Origin of the sequence: Roseovarius sp. (assembly GCF_040219995.1) — a bacterium.
In the GTDB taxonomy this organism is placed as follows: Bacteria; Pseudomonadota; Alphaproteobacteria; order Rhodobacterales; family Rhodobacteraceae; genus Roseovarius.
The window spans coordinates 14,814-34,746 of record NZ_JAVJUC010000030.1 but is presented as its reverse complement, the minus strand read 5'-3'; the positions used below and the strand labels follow the sequence as shown (position 1 = coordinate 34,746).

Below are 19,933 nucleotides of genomic sequence, written 5' to 3'. Positions count from 1 at the left end.
GATGAAAGCGGGCAGGGACAGACGACCCAAACTTCGAAACCTCGAATCTGAATTGGGTTAATTGAAATGAATAATGATGGAAACTACCAGTGGGATGAAAACAAACGGCGAGCTGCTCTGCAAAAACACGGCCTAGACTTTCTGGATGCGGTGGAAGTTTTTGAAACGAACTACCTCCTACTCTCAGGACGCAGTGACATCGAGACACGCGAGATTGCGATTGGCTACGTAAACGAGACCTATCTCGCGGCAGTGTTCACGATGCGCGGCGAGACAATTCGGATCATCACAGTTCGAAAGGCAAGACGCGATGAGCGAGAAGCATATGACGCGTATGTCGCTCGACGAGATACGCAGGATGAAGAGCCAAACTGATTGGGAGCGCGTCAAGGCGGCTCCGGATCATGAAGGCGACCAGGAAATCGACGTTGACTGGTCCAAGGCGCGGCTTGTGGAGCCCGAACCGAAGAAGCTGATTTCGCTGCGGATCGACGCGGACATCGTCGAGTTTTTCCGCAGCCAGGGCAAGGGCTATCAGACCCGCATGAACGCCGTGTTGCGGGCCTATATGGAGGCGGTCGACAAATCCGGTTAGGATTTCGCGATCTTCTCCACCGTCAGGTTGCCATTGGTGTAGACGCAGATATCGGCGGCGATGGACATGGCCTTGCGGGCGATGTCTTCGGCGGAGAGGTCGGTTTTCTCCGCGAGGCCGCGGGCGGCTGCGAGGGCGAAATTGCCACCGGAGCCGATGGCGGCGATATCATGCTCGGGCTCGAGCACGTCGCCCGCGCCGGTGATGACGTAAAGCTGATCGCCATCGGTGACGATCAGCATCGCCTCGAGCTTTTGTAGGTATTTGTCGGTGCGCCACTCCTTGGCGAGATCGACGCAGGCACGCTGCAACTGGCCGGGGGTGGCCTCGAGCTTGCTTTCGAGCCGTTCCAGAAGGGTGAAGGCATCCGCCGTGGAGCCGGCGAAGCCCGCCACCACGTCATAGCCTCCGGGGCTGAGCCTGCGCACCTTGCGGGCGCTGCCCTTGATCACGGTCTGGCCGAGGCTGACCTGCCCGTCGCCCGCGACGACGACCTCGCCGCCCCTGCGCACACCGATGATGGTGGTGCCGTGCCAACCGGGAAAATCGCTCATGTCAGGGCCTCCGTTCTGGTCCGCCCTATATGGAAGGGGTGGGAGATGGGTGCAAGGGTGACGTCACCCGAGCAGGTCGCGCGCCACCCGGTGAAAGATCTGCGCGCCTATGGGGATCAGATCGTCGGGAAAGTCGTAATCGGGATTGTGGAGTGCTGCGTGATCGGTGCCTGCGCCGAGGAACAGCATGGCGGATTTTGCGCTGTGGCCGAAGCGGCCGAAATCCTCGGAGGCGCGCATCGGCAGGCCGCTGTCGTCATGGGTGATGGTGAGCGTGTCGAGCGCGTTGCGCAGGATTTGGGTCGCATCCGGGTGGTTTTCGCAATGGGCGAAGATGTCGTGATAGGTGAGGGCGAATGTCAGGCCATGAGCGTTGGCCGCCTCCTGCACCAGCATTTCGGCGGCCTCGCACAGCGCGGCCATGCGATCATCGGTCAGCGTGCGCAGCGTGACGTAGAGTGTGGCCTCGCCCGGGGCGATGCCGAAGGCGGGCGCGCCCATTTGGGCGTGAGTCACCGTGGCGAGGGTGAAATGCGTGTCCTGCGGCGTGCCATGGCTGAGCGCGGTGAGGCGCGGCATGAGGCTGCTGAGGGCCGCCATCGGCGAGGTGCCGTTTTCGGGCTCTGATGCGTGGGCGGATTTGCCGGTGAGGAAGACCGCCATCCCGCGCGAGGCGCAGTTGACCGGGCCGGGGATGAGGCCGATATGCCCCAGAGGCAAGCCCGGCATGTTGTGCAGCGAAAAGGCGTAATCGGGTGAAATAGTCTCGAATTTCGGATCGGCCAGCACGGCGGCGGCCCCTGCCCCGGTTTCCTCGGCCGGTTGAAAGAGCAGCACGGCGCGGCCGCGTGCGGGGCGGTGGCGCGACAGGAGCCGCGCGAGCCCCATCAGCACGGTCATATGCCCGTCATGGCCGCAAAGATGGCCCTTGCCGGGACGGGTCGAGCAGTGTGGCAGATCGCCCAGCTCTTCGATGGGCAGCGCGTCGAGTTCGCAGCGGAATAGCACCGTCGGGCCGCTCTCGGCCCCGGCATAGACAGCCGCCACACCGTGACCGCCGAGACCGGTCAGCAAGGTATCGGGCGGCGAGGCCTCAAGCGCCGTGGTGATGCGGCGTGCGGTCTCACCCTCCTCGCCCGAAATCTCGGGGTGGCGGTGCAGATCATGCCGCAGCGTGATCAGCTCGGCGATATCGGAATTGGTCAGGGTCATGCGGCGATCATGCGTGTTTTGCGGGCAAATAAAAGGGGCCGCGCGCTGCGCGACCCCAATCCAAGAGGTAGCCTGACGGCGTCAGATGCTGTCTTCGATCCAGCTTTGCAGCGCGGCCTTGGGGGCGGCGCCGGCGCGGTTCGAGATCACTTCGCCGTTCTTGAAGATGAACAGCGCCGGAATGCCGCGCACGCCCATGGCGACGGCGGAATTCGGGTTGCTGTCGACATCGACCTTGGCGACCTTGATCTTGCCTTCCATCTCGGTCGCCAGCTCTTCGAGGGCCGGGCCGATCTGTTTGCAGGGGCCGCACCATTCGGCCCAGAAATCCACCACGACGGGGATATCGGAATTCTTCACCTCGGCATCGAAGGTGTCGTCGGTTACGGCAACGGTGGCCATGTGCATGTCTCCTAGCGGTCAGGGTTTCGACGCTGAACCTATGGAGCCGGACGGGTCGCGTCAAGCGATCCCGGCGGAATCGAGGGCCGCGCTCACGCTCTCGTGCGGCAGGCGCATGAGGGTGGCGGTGCGGGTCCAGAGGATCGCCGTCTCGATGCGCCGGTCGGGGTAGAGTTGGCCGAGGGCGTGGGCATAGGCGCCCATCTGCCGCAAGAGGCCGTCGGGACAGTCGGCGACGGTGTCGGGGACCATCGCGTTGGTCTTGAAATCCACCGCCAGGACATGATCGGGGGCGAGGATCAGCCGGTCGATGACGCCATGCAGGCGGGCGGGGCCAAGATCGGCGGTGATCGCCACCTCGGTTAGGGCATCACCGGCGAAAAGCGGGGCAAGGCTGGGCCGGGTCAGGACCTTTTCGGCCTCGGCCAGCAGGAGGGCCAGTTCCTCGCCCTGCGCAGCATCCGGGCCGTTGGAGAGCAGGCGGGCCGCTGTGGCGGGCCAGTCGGGGGCGGGCACCTGCGGCAGGAATTCGAGCAGGCGGTGCACCTGACGGCCGCGACGGAAAGCGGCCTCTTCATCAAGCCCATCCTCGCCCGGCAGGGCCTTGTCGCCGCCGAGATCGGAAGGGCTGAGCGTCTTGATCCGTTCGGGCGCTGGGGGCGCGGGGTGTTCGAAAACAGGTGCAAGAGGTGGGATGTTGCGCGATTGCTCGTCGCCTATTTGTGTCTCTGTTTCGGCCCAAAGCCCGTGTTGCAGGCGCAAGCCCGGCCCTTGGGCAAAGCTATGGGTAGTGGCCCCTGCCGCCTCCATCCCGCGTGCGACCTTTTCATACCAGGTGTTGCCGCTTGATCCGAGATCACCATGCGCCGCGACGATCAGCCATTTCTCGGCCCGGGTCATCGCGACATAGAGCAGGCGGTCGCGCTCGGCCTCTTGCGCGGCGCGGCGCTGATCGACGGCGTCGCGGATCACGGCAGGCATTTCGGGGGCGAGCCCGGTCCAGAGCGGCACGTCATATGGTGCGACGATCTGCGGCGTGGGCGAGGCGCGCCAGGCGCCGGTTTCGGGCAGGATCACCACCGGCGCCTCCAGCCCCTTGGCGCCGTGCACGGTCATCACGCGAATCCGGTCGCTGGCGCTGTCCATCTGGCGCTTGATCTCGAGATCGTCGGTTTCCATCCAGACGAGAAAGCCGGTGAGGCTGTCGACGGCGCGCTGTTCATAGGCCATGGCCTGCGAGAGGAGCGCGTCGATGCCGTCTTCGGCCTCGGCCCCGAGGCGGGCGAGCAGTTTGCGCCGCCCGTCATGGCGGGTGAGGATGCGCTCGATCAGCTCATAGGGGCGCAGGTAATCGACGTGATCGAGCAGGTCGTCGATGATCTCCAGCACGGCGGGAAATTCCGCGCGGCGGTCGCGCAGGGCCTGCCAGAGGTAGCGCTGGCTGCGGTGGTGGGCGAGGTCGTAAAGCTGGGTCTCGGACCAGCCGAAAAGCGGCGATTTCAGCGCGGTGGCGAGCGAGAGATCATCCTCGGGCGTCGAGAGGAAGGAGAGCAGCGCGGCCAGATCGCGCACCGCGAGTTCCGCGCCGACCTTTAGCCGGTCGGCCCCGGCGATGGGCAGGCCCTGCGCCTTGCATTCGCGGATGATCTCGTGGAAGAGCGTCGAGCGGCGGCGCACGAGGATCAGGAAATCGCCGGGGCGGATGCGGCGAAAGCCGTCGCGGTCGGGGATCGTCTCGCCCCGGTCGAGCATGGCGCGCATTTCCGCCGCGACCTGCCGGGCGAGGATGATCGCGGGGTGATTGGTGGCCTGCACGTCGACCGGCATGTGCCAGGCGGGGGGCTCTTCACTCTCGGGCTTCTCGATTAGGGGCCAGAGATCGACGCGGCCGGGGAGGGCCTCAAAAAACGCTTTGTGACCCTCTTCCGGCGTAAAACCGCTATCCTCGCTTTGATCAAAGCAGCAATCGACGGTGGTCAGGATGGCGCGGGACGAGCGGAAGGAATAGGCCAGCACCCGCGATTGCAGCGGTGTGCCGGTGTTTTCCAGCCGCGCGCCGAAGTCGCGCTGCATACGGTCGAATTCGCGGGGGTCGGCCCCCTGGAAGGAATAGATCGACTGTTTCTTGTCGCCGACGACGAAGATCGTGCGGCGGGTGTCGGGGCGTGCGCCCTGTCCGCTGGTGAATTCCTGCGCCAGCCGTTCGATGACCTGCCATTGCACCGGGCTGGTATCCTGCGCCTCATCGACAAGAATATGGTCGATGCCGCCATCGAGCCGGTAGAGCACCCAGGCGGCGACGGCGGGATCGGTGAGCAGATCGCGGGCGCGCAGGATCAGGTCGTCGAAATCGAGCCAGCCGCGCAGTTGCTTGGCGTGCTCATAGGCAGGCAGGAAAGCGTGGGCGAAGTCATGCAGCGCGCGTGTTTTCTGGAGCGCGAGGACGGCGAGGCGGGTCTGGCGGGTGTCCTCGACGCGCAGCATCCAGTGTTCGATCTGGTCGATCACGGGGCTTAGGGCTTCGCGTGTGGCCTTGGTCGGGAACGTGCCTATCTTGGCGGAAAACGGCGATTTCGCGCCGGGCCCGGTGAGGAAGGCATCCTCGAAGATCGGCAGGGCGCGGTGATCGAGCGCGGTGATCCGCGAGAGCTTGGCTGCGGCCTTGGTGTCGTTGGACGATCCCGCCTGAAGTGCCGGGATGAGGTGATCGAGCAGGCTGGATTCATTGCCGAGGTACACGCGCGCCTCGATCTCGGCCATGCTCAGTCCCTCGGGCAGGTCGAAGGCGTCGGCAAGATCGGCCGCGCTGACCGGGCGGGCGAAACCGCTGCGGTGGCGGGTGATCTCTGCGGTCAGATCATCGAGAGTTTCGCCGGAATAGTGCCGGGCAATGGCATAAAGCGTGTCGGCCTGCGGGCCGGCGGCCAGATCCTCGACGATTTCGGTGCGCAAGAGGCGGGCGGTGCGGTCTTCCATCTCGGTGAACTGCGGCGAGACGCCCGCCTCAAGCGGGAAGCGGCGCAGGAGGGCGGCGCAAAAGGAGTGGATGGTCTGGATGCGCAGGCCGCCGGGGGTCTCGATCGCCTGAGCAAAAAGGCGGCGGGCGCGGCGCAGGGTGTCATCGTCGATCACGGCCTCGTGGCCCAACTCGCGCAGCGCGTCCGACAGATCGCGATTGCCCAGCATCGCCCAAGCGCCAAGCCGCTGGAACAGGCGGTTCTGCATCTCGCTCGCGGCGGCCTTGGTATAGGTGAGGCAGAGGATATGCTGCGGATTGACCCCGTCGAGCAGGAGGCGCGCGACGCGGTCGGTGAGCACGCGGGTCTTGCCCGATCCGGCATTGGCCGAGAGCCATGTGGAGAGGTCAGGCCGGGCGGCATCGACCTGCGCCTGCGTGGCGGCGTCGCGCGCGGTCATTGGCCCACCCCGCTTTCATCCGGGGGATCGGTCACGTCCCATTCGCCGAAGCGGGCGAGTTGATCGTAATCGCCGCGATCCTCGGAGCTGTGCATGGCGCGGCGGGCGACATAGCCCTTATGCGGCACTGAATAGGCCGAAATCAGCTCCTTGAACTCTGACCAGACCTGATCGGGGGGCTCCTCATCCAGCGGGGCCGCGACCTCCTTGGGGGTGCTGCCCAACCCGATGAAGGCGGCGCGCATCACCGGGACCGGGCCAATATCGCCAAAGCCGCCGCGTTCTGCCATCGCGGCCTCGAGCAGCAATTGCTTGTCGAAATTCTTTTGTTCCTTGGCCGTGGGGGGCGTGCCGGTCTTGTAGTCGTAGATATACATCCGGCCATGCGCGTCGAGATCGAGCCGGTCGGCCTTGGCCGAGAGGGTGAACCCGAGTTCCGGGATCTCGGCGCGGCCCTTTTCCTCGAACCGCGCGGGCGTGGCCTGTGCGCGGCGCTTGGCCTCGGTTTCTATGAACCAGTCCGCGACCCGTTCCAGTCGTGCGAGCCAGAGCGCGCGCGCCTCGCCCCAGGGTACCTTTTGGGCCAGAACAGCGTCTGCAATGGCGAGCAAAGCCTCGCGCGTGCCCTGTTCGGGGTGATCGAGCGCGTGCTTGACGAAGAGCTCCAGTATCTCGTGCAACACGGTGCCGCGCAGGAGCGCGTCAGGCAGTTTCATCAGCGGATCAAGCGGGCGCAGGCGCAGCACGTGGCGCGCGTAGATCGCGTAAGGGTCGCGGATCAGGCGCTTGATTTCCGTGACGCTGAGGTGATCGGGCCGCGCGGTGGCGGGGGGTGCGGGGGCCGGGCGCGGGGCGCGGGGCACCTCGCCGGGGGATTCCAGTGCTGCGACCTGATCGAGCCAGGCCTGCCCGCGGGCGCGCATGGCTGTGAGCGCCTCGGGGCCGCCCCGACCGGGCAGGCCCGAGAGCAGGTTTTGCACCCGGTTGAGCCAGCGCGACACCACGGTTTCGGCATCGTCGGAGCGCACCGAGCGGGTGAGCCAGACCTCTTTCGCGGCGACCGCCTGCTGGAAATCATGCGCCGAGAGGCCGATGCGGCGCTCGGGCAGCAAGAGCCCGGCCTGATGGCGCAGCGCGCGGTTGAGCCACGGGTCGGGCTTGGGGGCCTCGGGCCAACTGCCTTCGTTGAGACCGGCGAGGATCAGCAGATCGGCGCCCTGCACCCGCGCCTCGAGCGTGCCCCAGATCAGGATAAGGGGGTGCGGTTCGGCCGGGTCGCGGACCTCTTCGCCGGAGAGGATGCTGTGAAAGAGGCTGGCGTAATCCGTGGCGTTTAGCGCGCCTGCCGCGCCTGCCTCGTCGCGCAGGGAGGTGATGAGTTTGTGGGCCTGTTGCCCCGCCTCCTTTTGCCAGAGCGTGCCGGATCCGTCCTCGTGACAGCCCTGCGCGATGCGTTCGGCGAGCATGACATGCGCCTCGACGCGGGTGTCGAGCGGGGCATCGTCGGGTTGCGCGCGGTCGGTGAAGCAATCGCAGAGCCAGTCGACCCAATCGACAAGGAACGGGTCGGCGTCGTCCTTGATCCATTCCATCATGCTATTGCGGGTCGGGTAGGGCGGCCCGTTGCGGCGCAGGTGCAGTTCCAGATCGCGGGTCAGGCGCAGGTGATCGTTGCGCGCGGTGCCGCGATGGGTGAGCGGGTGCTTGAGCAAGGTCAGCAGCGCGTCGGCGCTGAGCGGGTGGCGAAAGAGATCGGCCACGTGCCGCAGGAGCCGCCCCGGCGGCGACAGGTGCAGTGGCTGACCGGCGCTGTCGTCGGGCAGGATGTGCCAGCGGTCGAGCGCGGCGGTGACCTGACGGGTGAGTGTGCGGTCGGGCGTGATGAGGGCGGCGGTCTGGCCGTCCTCGGCGGCCTGCCGCAGGCGCATCGCGATGGCGAGCGCCTCGGTGCGGGTCGATTGCGCCTCGATCAGCGTGACATCGGCCATGGCGGGACCGATATCGCACAGGTTTGGCCCGTCGCGCAGCCATTGATCGGTGACCGGCGCGGGGCGCAGGGCGAGCGAGACGAGCGCGTTGCGCGCGGGGTGCGGGGGGGTGTCGTCGGACCATGGGCGTATGTCCTGCGGGGCGATGCCCGCGCCTTGGGCGAACCGTACGAAGCGGTATTGCGGGTGGTCCTCGGAGGTCATCGGATCGGCGAGCGCGTCCCAGACATGGGCGGGCGCGTCGAAATCGAAGCCGGGCAGCACTACCGCGCCTTGCGGCAGGCGTGCCACCGCCTGCATCAGGAGTTGCGTGGCCCCGCGCGAGCCGGTGGATCCCGCGACGATGATCGGCGATTGCGGCGGGGTCTCGGCCCAGAGGTCGGCCAGCCGTTCGATCACGAGGCGCTGCCGGGTTTCGACGTCTGGGTTTTCGGGATCGGCCTCGAAATAGTGACGAACTATGCCCAGGAACGATTTTATCCGCGCCCAGTGGCCGGATTGATCGGTGACGTCGAGATCCTCGATCACCTGTGGCGGCACGCCTTCGCCGTGCATTTCGTCCATCAGACCGGCGAGGCTGTCGGAGAGATCAAAGATCGCGCTGCGCGGGGCGAGATCGGGCTGAGTGTCGAGCAGGGTCGAGATCAGCTGCACCAGTTCCAGCCGCCGGCGCAGGCGCGGCACCGGGTCGGGGATATGCGCGAGATCCCACATCTCGCCCAGATCGGTGACGAGGCTGATGCGGGGCAGCAGGCAGGGCGGGCCCTGATCGAAGAGGTCGCGGATGCGACGGGCCATGCGGCGGGTGTTGACGATGAGGGTGACGCGGGCGAGCGTCTCGGGCGGTTGACCGGCATGGCGGGCGCGTAGGCCTTCGACCAGCGCGCGCGGGAAATCGACGCCGGGGGCGAGGCCGAAGACGCGGGGGGTGTCGGTGGGGTCAAACATCGCCGTGTCCCAGCATCGCCTCGGCCTGTGGGATACCGTCGGGGTGGCCGACGTCGCACCATTGGCCGGGATAGGGCAGGGCGCTGAGGCGGGTCTTGGCCAGCATGCGATCCCAGAGGAGGTTGAGCGAAAAGGCGGGGTCGTCGATCTCGTGCAGCAGGTCGGGTTTGATGATTTGCAGGCCGGAATAGATCAGGCCGGGGCCGCGTGTGGCGCGCCCGTCCTCGGCGATCAGGAAATCGCCGGTGCCGGAATGGCCGATGGCCTGAGCCCTGGGGATGCAGAGCAGCAGTGCGTCCATCTGCTCAGGGTGCCACGCGTCGGCGAGCAGCGAAAGCGGGTTGGGGCCGTGCCAGACCGCATCGGTATTCATGGTAAAGACCGGTCCGGGGCCGAGGAGCGGCAGGGCGGCGCGCAAGCCGCCGCCGGTTTCGAGGATGTCGGGCGTCTCGTGGGAAAAGAGAATGTCGCGCCCCGCCAGATGCGCGGTGATCTGGTCGGGCAGGTAGTGCAGGTTGACCACCGTGCGGGGCGGGCCGTAGGCGGTGACGAGATCGAGCGCGTGGTCGATGAGCGGCCTGCCCGCAACCTCGATCAGCGGTTTGGGGCGCGTTTTCGTGAGCGCGCCCATCCGTGTGCCGAACCCGGCGGCAAAGAGCATGACCGGCAGTGTCATGTCGCGCGCTGCTCCTTGAGGCGGGTCAGGATTGCGGGGGTCGGGGTGGGGAATGTGCTGTGCACGAGGGAGGCGAGGGGGGCGAGTGCCGGATGTGCGACGTCGCGTTGCAGGAGGTGCCAGACGCGGGGGATGAGGTCGATGTATTGGGCCTTGCCATCGCGCAGGCAGAGCCGGGCGAAGACCCCGAGGATGCGAAGGTTTCGCTGTGCGCCCAAGGCGGAATAGGCGGCGGCGAACCTGTCGGGATCGACATCGGCGGCGGCGATGTAATGGGCGATCATCGCGGATTCGGTGGCGGGGGCGACATCGCGGCGGGCGTCTTGCAGGACCGAGACCAGATCATAGGCCCGGTGGCCGCGCATCGCGTCCTGAAAATCGAGCAGGCCGACGCGGGCCACACCCGACCGCTCGGGCAGCCAGAGCAGGTTTTCGGCGTGATAGTCGCGTTGGATGAGCACGTCCTGTTCCGGAGCGTGGAGCTGAAGCAGGTCGTGCATCGTGGTGTGGAACGCGGCGCGCCTGGGGCTGTCCTCGCCGGTGGCACCCTTGAGATACCAGTCGAAGCTGAGCGCGGCCATGTCGGCCATGAGTTGCGGGGAGTAGGGGGGCAGATCGGCCGGTGGGGCGTGGTGGTGCAGCGCGACGAGGACGTCAGTTGCGGCGGTATAGAGCCTCATTTCATCGTCTGGCGTGCGTTCCAGAACGCGGGCAAAGAGCGCGTCGCCGAGATCCTCGAGGATGAGAAAGCCGCGGGTCGCGTCTTCGGCGAGAATGGCCGGGGCGGAGAGGCCAAGGCCCGTCAGATAGCGGGCGATGCGGGTGAAGGGGCGGGTATCCTCGCCCTTGTCCGGGGGGGCATCCATCAACACGGCGCGCGCGCCATCGGGGCGATGCAGGCGCAGGTAGCGGCGGTTCGAGGCGTCACCGGCGAGCGGGCGTGCCTCGGCGGTGTGCCAGTCGGTCGCGGCGAGGAAATCGGCCATGGCGGCGCTGCGGTCAGTCATCGGTGAGGCCGTTAAGCTTTGCCGTCCAGCGTGGATCGGACCATGTGAGCGTGAGGTGGCGTGTGTCCTCGGCCTCAGCGGGCGCGAAATCAAGGGTGAGGGCGCCGGGAGGGGCGAGATCGCCGAGGCGGTCGGGCCATTCGACGAGGGCGATGGCGGTCTCGAACGCCTCGGTGAGGCCGAGTTCGATCACCTCGGTGGGGTCACTGAGGCGGTAGAGATCGGCATGCCAGATCTCGCAGGGGGTGCCGGGATAGGTCTGCACCAGCGTGTAGGTGGGCGAAGGCACGTCTTCGGGCGTGCGCAGGAGCGCGCGGATCAGGCAGCGGGCGAAATGGGTCTTGCCTGCGCCGACCCCGCCGGAGAGGAGCAGGACGTCACCGGCCGACAGCCGTGAGCCAAGCGCCTGCGCAAAGGCGCAGGTCGCATCGGGGCTGGCGAGGGTGAGGGTGCGGCAGGGTCCGGACATGGCCCGACACTACACGCGCCACGCCTGCCCGCAAGCCGGATCAGCCGGTGCGTTCGTGCATCAGGGCTGCGCCTTTTGCCGCGTGATGGCAGAGCGACAGCATGGTGTTTCCCCGCCCGAGCGGGGCGTGCCGCAGATCGAGCCGCCCGGCCCCGTCCGCGAGCGTCATGCTCTGCGTTGTGGCGGCACCGGTGGCGATCTTGCGCTCCAGCGCCGGCCAGGCGGTGGTCTGCGGGAAACGTGCCTGACAGGCGGCGATGACGTCGCGCAGCGTCGTCTCTGCGATGCTGCTGTCCGGGTCGATGCCGAGCAGCGCGCCGAAACCGGCATTGCAGAACATCACCCGGCGATCCGGTGACAGCACGGCGATCGCCTCGGTCAGATGGTCGAGCGCGGCCTGCCGCAAGTCCATTTCGGTGCGGTGATGACGCGCCTCCGAGACTTCGGGCGTGATATCCTCGAACAGGAAGGCCACAGCGCCGTTGGGATGGGGCCGCCCGGTGATGCGATAGGTCTGGCCGGTCACAAGGCTCCAGCAGTCTTGATAGAGCCCACCGCGCGCGGCGCTGACCATATCGGTGATCTGGCTGCGCCAATTGGCGTAATTCTTGGGCTCCGGCATGACCTGTGCATCGCGCAGCATGTCGAAAAAGCTCATGACATTGGGGCGGGCGCTGAGAAAGCCGACCGGCAGGCCGGTGAGGTCGATCAGGGCCGGATTGAACAGCGCCAGCGATTTGGCGCGATCGAACACCGCCAGCCCGGTCGGCAGGTCGGCGAAGGTGCGCCCCAGGGTCTGCACGAAATCGCGCTGTGCGGTTTCGGCGCTGACAAGGGCGGTGACGTCGCAGGCATAAAAGGCGTGTCCCGCCTGCATGCGGGTGACGGTGAGATCGAACCAGCGATCCGGTGCGGCGCCGTCGGCATCGGGGACGCTGATGCGCTGGGTTCGGGTTTCGGTCGGTTCGGGCAGCGGGCCGAGCGCGGCGGTCATCCGGGCGATGCTCTCGGGGTGGAATGCGCGGGCCGCGTCGTTCTGCCAGATCAGGTGACCGCCGGTGCCGTGAATCCAGACCGGTTGCGGTGCCGCATGCAGCGCCGCCTTGGGCACATCCAGCACCATCAGGCGGCGTCGCCCTTCGTGCAGATGTGCGGGGCAGGACGGCCCGCCCTCGTGCAGGGTGGCGCGCAGGCTGTGGGCGCTGGCGTTCAGTTCGAGCCGCGCGGGATCATCCGGCAGGGTGCTGTCGAAGGTCAGCGGTTTGCCCACCGTGATGCTGAGCGGATCGGTGGGGAGGGTGCCGAACCGGAACCCGAGCCAGCTGCTGAACCGTGACCAGTCGTCATCGGCGGCATCGCTGTCCTCGGGCCAGAGGGCACCGGCGTCATGGTCGATGAGGGTCGCGCCGCGAAACAGGAAATGACATTCCGGCGCGGCGGGACGTTCGGCGCTGGGCCGGGCCCGGTTGGGCACAAGCCCCACGAGCCAGATCACGGCGAGCGAGACCAGCGCTGCGCCAGCGAGGAGGGCCGCGATTTCCGTTGTAGTGATCGTCGCCATCAGGCACCTCGTCGAGCCGTTTCCGACAAGCGTGACGCAAACTGGTTAAGACCGTCTTAACGTTGATCCGTCAGCCGCGGATGGGCTGGTTTTCGCCCAGCGCAGGCGTATCGGGCACCTCGAAGGCCTTGCGCGGCCATGTCACCTCGACCAGGGCACCGCTGCGGGCGGCATCGAGCGCCTCTGCCCCGGTTGCATCGGCCCCGTTGGCGAAGGTCAGATCCGCGCCGGAGCGTTCCAGCAGGGTCTTGGCGATGAAAAGGCCGAGGCCCATGCCTTCGTATTCCGGGCGGCGGGGGTCGGTTGCGGGGGCGCGGCGGCGGATGAACGGATCGCCGATCCGGCCCAGCATATCGGCGGGATAGCCGCGCCCGTCATCCATGATGCGCAGGGTGATCGTATTGTCCCCCCAACGGGTTTCGACCCAGACATTGGCGCGGGCGAAATCCACCGCGTTCTGGATCAGGTTGCGCAGCCCGTGGATCACCTCGGGGCGGCGCAACACGGTGGGCTGGTCGAGCAGATCCGCGCCGCCTGCGGCATGATCGAAATGAATGTGCTTGCCGCGGTCGACATGCGGCTCGGCGGCCTCTTCGACAAGGGCGGTGAGCGGGGTGCGGCGCAGGTGCAGATCATCCTTGCCCGCCCGCCCCATGGAACGCAGGATATCGCGGCAGCGGTCGGCCTGTTCGCGGATCAGGAGGGCATCGTCGCGCAGTTCGGGATGGTCTTCCAGCTCTTCGGCCAATTCCGCGCTGGTCAGCTTGATCGTCGCCAGCGGCGTGCCCAATTCATGCGCGGCGGCAGCGACGACGCCGCCGAGATCGGTCAGTTTCTGCTCGCGGGCGAGGGCCATCTGCGTGGCCTGAAGCGCATCGGACATGGCGCGCATTTCCTGCACGATCCAGCGCGAATAGACGCCGAGGAACAGCACTGCGATCACGATCGCCACCCAACTGCCGAAGCGGAACACGTCGGGCACGCGCAGCACGAAGCCCTCTTCGGTGCGCAGGGGCAGGTAGAATTGCATCAGCAATGTCACGATCACGATGGCCATCATGCCGAGAAACGCCGTCGAGCGCCCTGACAGTGCCGAAGCGGAGACGGTGACGGGGCCGACGATCAGGATGGTGAAGGGGTTGTGCATGCCCCCGGTGAGATAGAGCAGCAGACCAAGCTGGAGCATGTCGAAGAGCACGACGAGGAAGGTGTCCTGTTCCGACAGGCGCTTGTTCTCGGCAAAGACGAAGCCGGCGACAAGGTTCGAGGCGACCGACACCCCGATCACCAGAAAGCACAGACCCATTTCGAGGTTGAGCTGATAGACCCGGTCGGCGATGATCAGCGCGCTGGCCTGCCCAATGATCGCCCACCAGCGCAACAGGACGAGCGTGCGCAGGCGAATCCAGTTGCCCCTGTTGCGGGCCTTGAAGAGACCGGGCGCGGTATCGGTCATATCAGGGGGCATGTCCATTGCGTGCGTGGTCAGGGATGCTAGATAGAAGGAAGGTTGCACCCCGTCCACCGAAACGCAAGGAAATCCACATGACCCGCCTGTTTGCCATTGCCGCTGCCGTTGTTGTTGTCCTGGGTTTGGGCGCGACCTATTACATGGTGACCGCCGGGTCCGGTGACGCGGATCAGTTCGCGCAATGCCGGGCGTCGAATGTGGCGGGCGGTGCGGCGCAGATCGGCGGCCCGTTCGAGCTGGTGAGCGAGACCGGCGAGACGGTTACCGACAAGGACGTGATCGACCAGCCGACGCTGATCTATTTCGGCTATACGTTCTGCCCGGATGTCTGCCCGATGGATGCCGCGCGCAATGCCGAAGCGGTGGACACCCTCGAAGAGCGGGGCGATATGGTGAAGCCGGTGTTCATTTCCATCGACCCCAAGCGTGACACGCCGGAGGTGATGGCGGAGTTTACCGATTACCTGCATCCGCGCATGCTGGGCCTGACCGGGAGCGAAGAGCAGGTGCGCGAGGCATCGAAGGCATACCGCACCTTCTTTCAGGCGCGTGACGAGGGCGATGACGAGTTTTACCTCGTCGATCATTCGACCATGACCTACCTGTCGCTGCCCGAACACGGCTTTGTCGAGTTCTTTCGCCGCGACGTCACGGCAGAGCAGATGGCAGACCGGGTGCAATGTTTTATCGAAGCCAGCTAAGCGTTTGTTTTGACGGGGGGCCGGGTGCGGGCTAGAACATCTGGCAACGGCGCGTAAACAGGAGGAGCGGCATGGCCGAGGGCATGCAGGATATCGGTGACGACAAGACGCTGCTTCTTGTGGACGATGACGAGGCGTTTCTGCGCCGTCTGGCCAAGGCGATGGAAAAGCGCGGTTTCGATGTCGAGACTGCCGGATCGGTGGCCGCCGGGCGTGCCATTGCGACGGCGCGGCCGCCTGCCTATGCGGTTTGCGATCTGCGGCTTGAGGATGGCAACGGGCTCGACGTGGTCGAGGTGATCCGCGAAAAGCGGCCCGACAGCCGGATCGTGGTGCTGACCGGATATGGCGCGATTGCCACTGCGGTGGCCGCCGTCAAGATCGGGGCGACGGATTACCTGTCGAAGCCCGCCGATGCCACGGATATCACCAATGCGCTTCTGGCCAATGGCGCGGACCTGCCGCCGCCGCCGGAGAACCCGATGAGCGCCGACCGGGTTCGCTGGGAACACATTCAGCGGGTCTATGAGCTGTGCGACCGCAATGTCAGCGAGACGGCACGTCGGCTGAACATGCACCGGCGCACGCTGCAGCGGATTCTGGCGAAACGCTCGCCGCGCTGACCGTTGATTTCGGCAACGATTCCGGAAATTAATCGAATTTGTCCTCAAAAAGGTTGTATTAACAGCCGTTAGATAGACTGTGGCGATCAAAAAAAGATAAACGGAGGTCCGATCTCGTGGGGGCGTGGCAATCATACCGGATGCGGCTGCGGCGCAAACGGGCAAAGGTGCGTGCCTTTCGCAAGCATTTCTCGTTGCGATCTGTCGTGGACCGCACCGACCGTATTCGCCCCGGTGACGTGCTGCTTTTTTCGACCATGCGGGATGAGCATGTCCGCCTGCCCTATTTCCTGCGTTACTATCGCGATCTGGGGATTACGCATTTCCTGATTGTGGATAATGACAGCACCGATGGCGGTGCGGATTATCTGGCGCAGCAGGAGGATGTGTCGCTGTGGTCCACCAAGGCGAGTTACAAGGGCGCGCGGTTCGGAATTGATTGGCTCAACTGGCTGCAATCGAAATACGGGCACGGGCACTGGACGCTGGTGGTCGACCCCGACGAGTTCTTTGTCTACCCGTTCTGTGACACCCGGCCCATTCGCGCGCTGACCGATTGGCTGGATACCTCTCAGGTCAAGTCCTTTGGCGCGATGCTGCTCGATATGTATCCAAAGGGGCGGATCGACGCGGTGCCCTACCGCGCCGGGCAGAACCCGCTGGAGATTGCCGCCTGGTTCGATCCCGGCAACTACATGATCGAAAAGAACAAGAAATACGGCAACCTGTGGATTCAGGGCGGGCCGCGCGCCCGCGTGTTCTTTCCCGACAACCCGAAAAAGGCGCCCGCGCTCAACAAGACGCCGCTGATCAAGTGGCATCGGCGCTATGCCTACGAAAGCTCAACCCATATGGTGCTGCCGCGTGGTCTGAACCTGACCTATGACGAGTGGGGTGGCGAAAAGGCGAGCGGTATCCTGCTCCATGCCAAGTTTCTGGATACCTTTACCGCCAAGGCCGCCGAGGAACTGACCCGCCGCCAGCATTATTCGGCGAGCGTCGAATACAAGGCCTATGCCGAGGTGGTTCAGCACAATCCCGAACTTTGGTGCAAATGGTCGGAAAAATATATAAACTGGCGTCAACTAGAAATCCTCGGGCTGATGTCCAAGGGGAACTGGGCATGAGCAACGGGGCAGTACACGCATGAGCGTCGGGATTATCATGCTGGTCCACACCGCCTTTGGCCGGGCCGAACAGGTGGCGCGGCATTGGGCGGCGTCGGGCTGTCCGCTGGTGATCCATGTCGACAAGGCGGTGCCGCGCAAGACCTATAGCGCCTTTGTAAATGCTCTGTCGGATATCGAGGATGTGCGGTTTGCGCCCCGGCATCGCTGTGAATGGGGCACCTGGGGCCTGGTCGCGGCCACGCAGGGCGCCGCCGAGATCATGCTGCGCGAGTTCCAGACCGTGCGCCATGTCTATCTTGCCTCGGGGTCCTGCCTGCCGTTGCGGCCGGTGCAGGAGTTGATCGATTATCTTGCCGTGCGCCCGCATACCGATTTCATCGAGAGCGCGACGACGGCGGATGTGCCGTGGACGATCGGGGGGCTGGATCAGGAACGCTTTACCCTGCGGTTTCCGTTTTCCTGGCGGAACCATCGCTATCTCTTTGATAAATACGTGGGGCTGCAACGCCTTATCGGGTTCAAGCGGCGCATTCCCAACGGCATCGTGCCGCATATGGGCAGCCAGTGGTGGTGTCTGACGCGGCAGACGCTGTCGGCCATTCTGGATGATCCTTACCGGCGGGTCTATGACCGGTATTTTTCCAAGGTGTGGATCCCGGACGAGAGCTATTTCCAGACCCTTGCCCGGCAATATTCGCGTCAGATCGAGAGCCGGTCGCTGACCCTGTCGAAGTTTGATTATCAGGGCAAGCCGCATATTTTCTACGACGATCACCTGCAGCTTTTGCGGCGTTCTGATTGTTTCGTGGCGCGCAAGATCTGGCCGTTTGCCGACCGTCTCTATGAGGCGTTTCTGACAGATCAGGCGGGGGCGATGAAGCGCACAGAGCCCAACCCCGGCAAGATCGACCGCATTTTCGCCAAGGCGGTGGAGCGGCGCACGCGCGGGCGGCCCGGTCTTTACATGCAGAGCCGCTTTCCGGTGGAGACCCGCGAAAACGGGCTGACCTGTGCGCCCTATTCGGTGTTTCAGGGGTTCAGCGATCTGTTTGAGAATTTCGAGCCGTGGCTGGCGCGGATGACCGGGATGCGGGTGCATGGCCATCTTTTCGCGCCGGAACGGGCCGAGTTCTCGGATGGGCAGACGGTGATGAACGGCGCGCTTTCGGACAGCGCGGCGCTGCGCGACTACAACCCGCGGGCGTTTCTGGCCAGCCTGATCTGGAACACGCGCGGCGAGCGGCAGTGTTTCCAGTTCGGGCCGCGCGACATGATCGAGGATATCGAGTGGTATATCGCCAAGGACCCGAATGCGCAGATCTCGGTGATCTCCGGGGCATGGGCGGTGCCGCTGTTCAAGTCGAACCGTAATTTTGCCGATATCCGGCGCGAGGCGGCGCTCTTGCAGCAGATCGAGAGCCAGCACCTCAAGGTGTTGCGCTCGTCCTGGATCAAGGCGCGGGTGCGGATCTGGACCATGGCGGAATTCATCGAGGCCCCGATGGAACCGTTGCAGACCATTATCGACGAGATCGGCCAGCAGAACCTGCGCGGTCTGGCCGAGGTGCCGCGTATGGCTGACCTGACCGGATTCGGGCAATTCCTGCAGAACCTCAAGAATCAGGGGATGCATCCCTATCTGATGGGCGATTTCCCGGTTGAGCAGGGCACCCACAGTCCGCAGCAGGACGCGCGCAAACCCTATCTGGTGCGGTAAGAGTGAATGACAGGCCCGTTTGACTATTTCGTCGTGTTCGCGGAAATGCGCACCGGCTCCAATTTTCTGGAAAGCAATCTGAACGCTTTTGACGGGATTGAATGCCATGGCGAGGCGTTCAACCCGCATTTCATCGGTTATCCCAACAAGACCGAGTTGCTGGGGCTGACACAGGCCGAGCGGGACGAGGAGCCGGCGCGCCTGATCGGTGCGATCAAGGGGCAATCGCAGGGCATTGGCGGCTTTCGGTTCTTTCACGACCATGACCCGCGCGTTCTGGATCATGCGCTGGATGATCCGCGTTGCGCCAAGATCATCCTGACGCGCAACCCGGTCGACAGCTACGTGTCATGGAAGATCGCGCAGGCCACCGGGCAGTGGAAGCTGACCAATGTGAAACGCCGCCGCGATGCGCCGATTGCCTTTGATCCGGGCGAGTTCGAGACACATGTGGCGACGTTGCAGGCGTTTCAGGTGTTCCTGCTAAACCGGCTACAGGCGACCGGGCAGACGGCGTTTTACGTCGCCTACGAGGATTTGCAGAGCCTGGAGGTGATGAACGGGCTGGCGCGGTATCTGGGCTGTGAGGCACGGCTTGGGGCGCTCGACGCCTCGCTCAAGCCGCAGAACCCCGAGCCGCTGGAGAGCAAGGTTTCGAACTTCAAGGAGATGGAGCACGCGCTGGCGGGGCGCGACCCCTACAACGTGACCCGGACGCCGAATTTCGAGCCGCGCCGCGGGGCCGCCGTGCCCGGATTTGTCAGTGCCGCAAGGGCGCCGCTGCTTTACATGCCGATCCGGTCGGGGCCGGAGGCCGAAGTGCGCGCGTGGCTTGCGGCGCTCGATCAGGTGCGCGAGGAGACGCTGCCCACCAAGCTCAATCAAAAGGCGCTGCGTCAGTGGATGCGGCGCAAGCCGGGGCATCGGCGGTTCACGGTGCTGCGTCATCCGGTGGCGCGCGCGCATGCCGCGTTTTGCGAGAAAATCCTGATCAAGGGGCCGGGATGCTATCGCGATATCCGCCGCACCCTGCGCAATTTCCACAAGCTGCCGATCCCGGGCACCGTGCCGGATGAGGGCTATGATCTGGCGGCGCACAAGGCCGCGTTCGTGGCGTTTCTGGAGTTTCTCAAGGCCAATCTGGCGGGGCAGACGGCGATCCGGGTCGATGCCCATTGGTGCACGCAGGCGGCGGCCGTCGAGGGGATGGCGCAGTTCGGTGCGCCTGACATGATCCTGCGCGAGGACGAGATGCCGGGCTATCTTGCCGCGCTTGCGCGGCAAGTCGGTTACGCGAAACCGCCCGCGCCGCCAAAGGTGGCACCGCAAGCGCCCTTTGCGCTTGTCGATATCTACGACGATGGAATCGAGGATCTGGCGCGCACGGTTTATCAGCGTGATTATGTGCTGTTCGGGTTTGGGGCCTGGCGTTAGCGCGGTCGGGATTGGCATGGAGCTGCCG

The 19,933-nt window shown here is 65.3% G+C and carries 17 protein-coding genes; 7 read left to right on the top strand and 10 right to left on the bottom strand.

The genetic code is table 11. The features are described from left to right. The first annotated feature begins 66 nt into the window (after positions 1-66). Positions 67-375, top strand: coding sequence for a BrnT family toxin (locus RID11_RS13525; protein WP_350140039.1), 309 nt, complete (start codon positions 67-69; stop codon positions 373-375). Further along, positions 359-595: a BrnA antitoxin family protein gene (locus RID11_RS13520; RefSeq protein WP_350140037.1), complete on the top strand. Its 237-nt coding sequence runs from the start codon at positions 359-361 to the stop codon at positions 593-595. The genes RID11_RS13525 and RID11_RS13520 overlap by 17 nt, the downstream gene beginning before the upstream one ends. Here the strand turns inward: RID11_RS13520 and hslV are convergent. The 10 genes from hslV to regB all read right to left on the bottom strand — a co-directional run bounded on the left by hslV (position 592) and on the right by regB (position 14,285). Continuing rightward, a complete protein-coding gene (gene hslV / locus RID11_RS13515) occupies positions 592-1,149 on the bottom strand; it encodes an ATP-dependent protease subunit HslV (protein ID WP_350140035.1) in 558 nt (185 codons plus the stop codon). The two genes, RID11_RS13520 and hslV, sit on opposite strands and share 4 nt — an antisense overlap. 63 nt (positions 1,150-1,212) lie before the next feature. Continuing rightward, a complete protein-coding gene (locus tag RID11_RS13510; RefSeq protein ID WP_350140033.1) occupies positions 1,213-2,361 on the bottom strand; it encodes an amidohydrolase in 1,149 nt (382 codons plus the stop codon). 81 nt (positions 2,362-2,442) lie between these two features. Further along, positions 2,443-2,763 carry a thioredoxin gene (gene trxA, locus RID11_RS13505; protein WP_350140031.1) on the bottom strand — a complete coding sequence of 107 codons (321 nt, stop codon included), beginning with the start codon at positions 2,761-2,763 and terminating at the stop codon, positions 2,443-2,445. A gap of 60 nt (positions 2,764-2,823) precedes the next feature. Beyond that, complete coding sequence (gene addA, locus RID11_RS13500) at positions 2,824-6,180, bottom strand: double-strand break repair helicase AddA (RefSeq protein WP_350140029.1); 3,357 nt, start codon at positions 6,178-6,180, stop codon at positions 2,824-2,826. Further along, positions 6,177-9,116, bottom strand: coding sequence for a double-strand break repair protein AddB (gene addB / locus RID11_RS13495; protein ID WP_350140027.1), 2,940 nt, complete (start codon positions 9,114-9,116; stop codon positions 6,177-6,179). The genes addA and addB overlap by 4 nt, the downstream gene beginning before the upstream one ends. Beyond that, positions 9,109-9,792 (bottom strand): nucleotidyltransferase family protein, encoded by a 684-nt coding sequence (locus RID11_RS13490; protein WP_350140025.1) that lies wholly within the window; start codon positions 9,790-9,792, stop codon positions 9,109-9,111. The genes addB and RID11_RS13490 overlap by 8 nt, the downstream gene beginning before the upstream one ends. Beyond that, positions 9,789-10,799, bottom strand: coding sequence for an aminoglycoside phosphotransferase family protein (locus RID11_RS13485; protein WP_350140024.1), 1,011 nt, complete (start codon positions 10,797-10,799; stop codon positions 9,789-9,791). Before RID11_RS13485 ends, RID11_RS13490 begins: the two co-directional genes overlap by 4 nt. Then, entirely contained in the window at positions 10,792-11,268 is a 477-nt protein-coding gene (gene tsaE, locus RID11_RS13480; protein ID WP_350140022.1) for a tRNA (adenosine(37)-N6)-threonylcarbamoyltransferase complex ATPase subunit type 1 TsaE, read from the bottom strand. The genes RID11_RS13485 and tsaE overlap by 8 nt, the downstream gene beginning before the upstream one ends. 40 nt (positions 11,269-11,308) lie before the next feature. After that, complete coding sequence (locus RID11_RS13475; protein ID WP_350140019.1) at positions 11,309-12,829, bottom strand: PAS-domain containing protein; 1,521 nt, start codon at positions 12,827-12,829, stop codon at positions 11,309-11,311. A 70-nt stretch (positions 12,830-12,899) separates the two neighbouring features. After that, entirely contained in the window at positions 12,900-14,285 is a 1,386-nt protein-coding gene (gene regB, locus RID11_RS13470; protein ID WP_350140017.1) for a sensor histidine kinase RegB, read from the bottom strand. 89 nt (positions 14,286-14,374) lie between these two features. On the opposite strand from regB, the gene RID11_RS13465 reads away from it, so the two are divergent. The 5 genes from RID11_RS13465 (at position 14,375) to RID11_RS13445 (ending at position 19,905) form a co-directional block, all read left to right on the top strand. Further along, positions 14,375-15,001, top strand: coding sequence for an SCO family protein (locus RID11_RS13465; protein WP_350140015.1), 627 nt, complete (start codon positions 14,375-14,377; stop codon positions 14,999-15,001). Positions 15,002-15,072: 71 nt separating this feature from the next. Then, on the top strand, positions 15,073-15,624 hold the full coding sequence (locus tag RID11_RS13460; protein ID WP_350140013.1) for an ActR/PrrA/RegA family redox response regulator transcription factor: 552 nt from the start codon (positions 15,073-15,075) through the stop codon (positions 15,622-15,624). Positions 15,625-15,764: 140 nt separating this feature from the next. Beyond that, positions 15,765-16,751 carry a glycosyltransferase family 2 protein gene (locus RID11_RS13455; protein ID WP_350140011.1) on the top strand — a complete coding sequence of 329 codons (987 nt, stop codon included), beginning with the start codon at positions 15,765-15,767 and terminating at the stop codon, positions 16,749-16,751. A gap of 19 nt (positions 16,752-16,770) precedes the next feature. Then, a complete protein-coding gene (locus tag RID11_RS13450) occupies positions 16,771-18,471 on the top strand; it encodes a DUF5927 domain-containing protein (protein ID WP_350140009.1) in 1,701 nt (566 codons plus the stop codon). Positions 18,472-18,477: 6 nt separating this feature from the next. Continuing rightward, a complete protein-coding gene (locus RID11_RS13445) occupies positions 18,478-19,905 on the top strand; it encodes a nodulation protein NodH (RefSeq protein WP_350140007.1) in 1,428 nt (475 codons plus the stop codon). Positions 19,906-19,933: the final 28 nt, after the last annotated feature.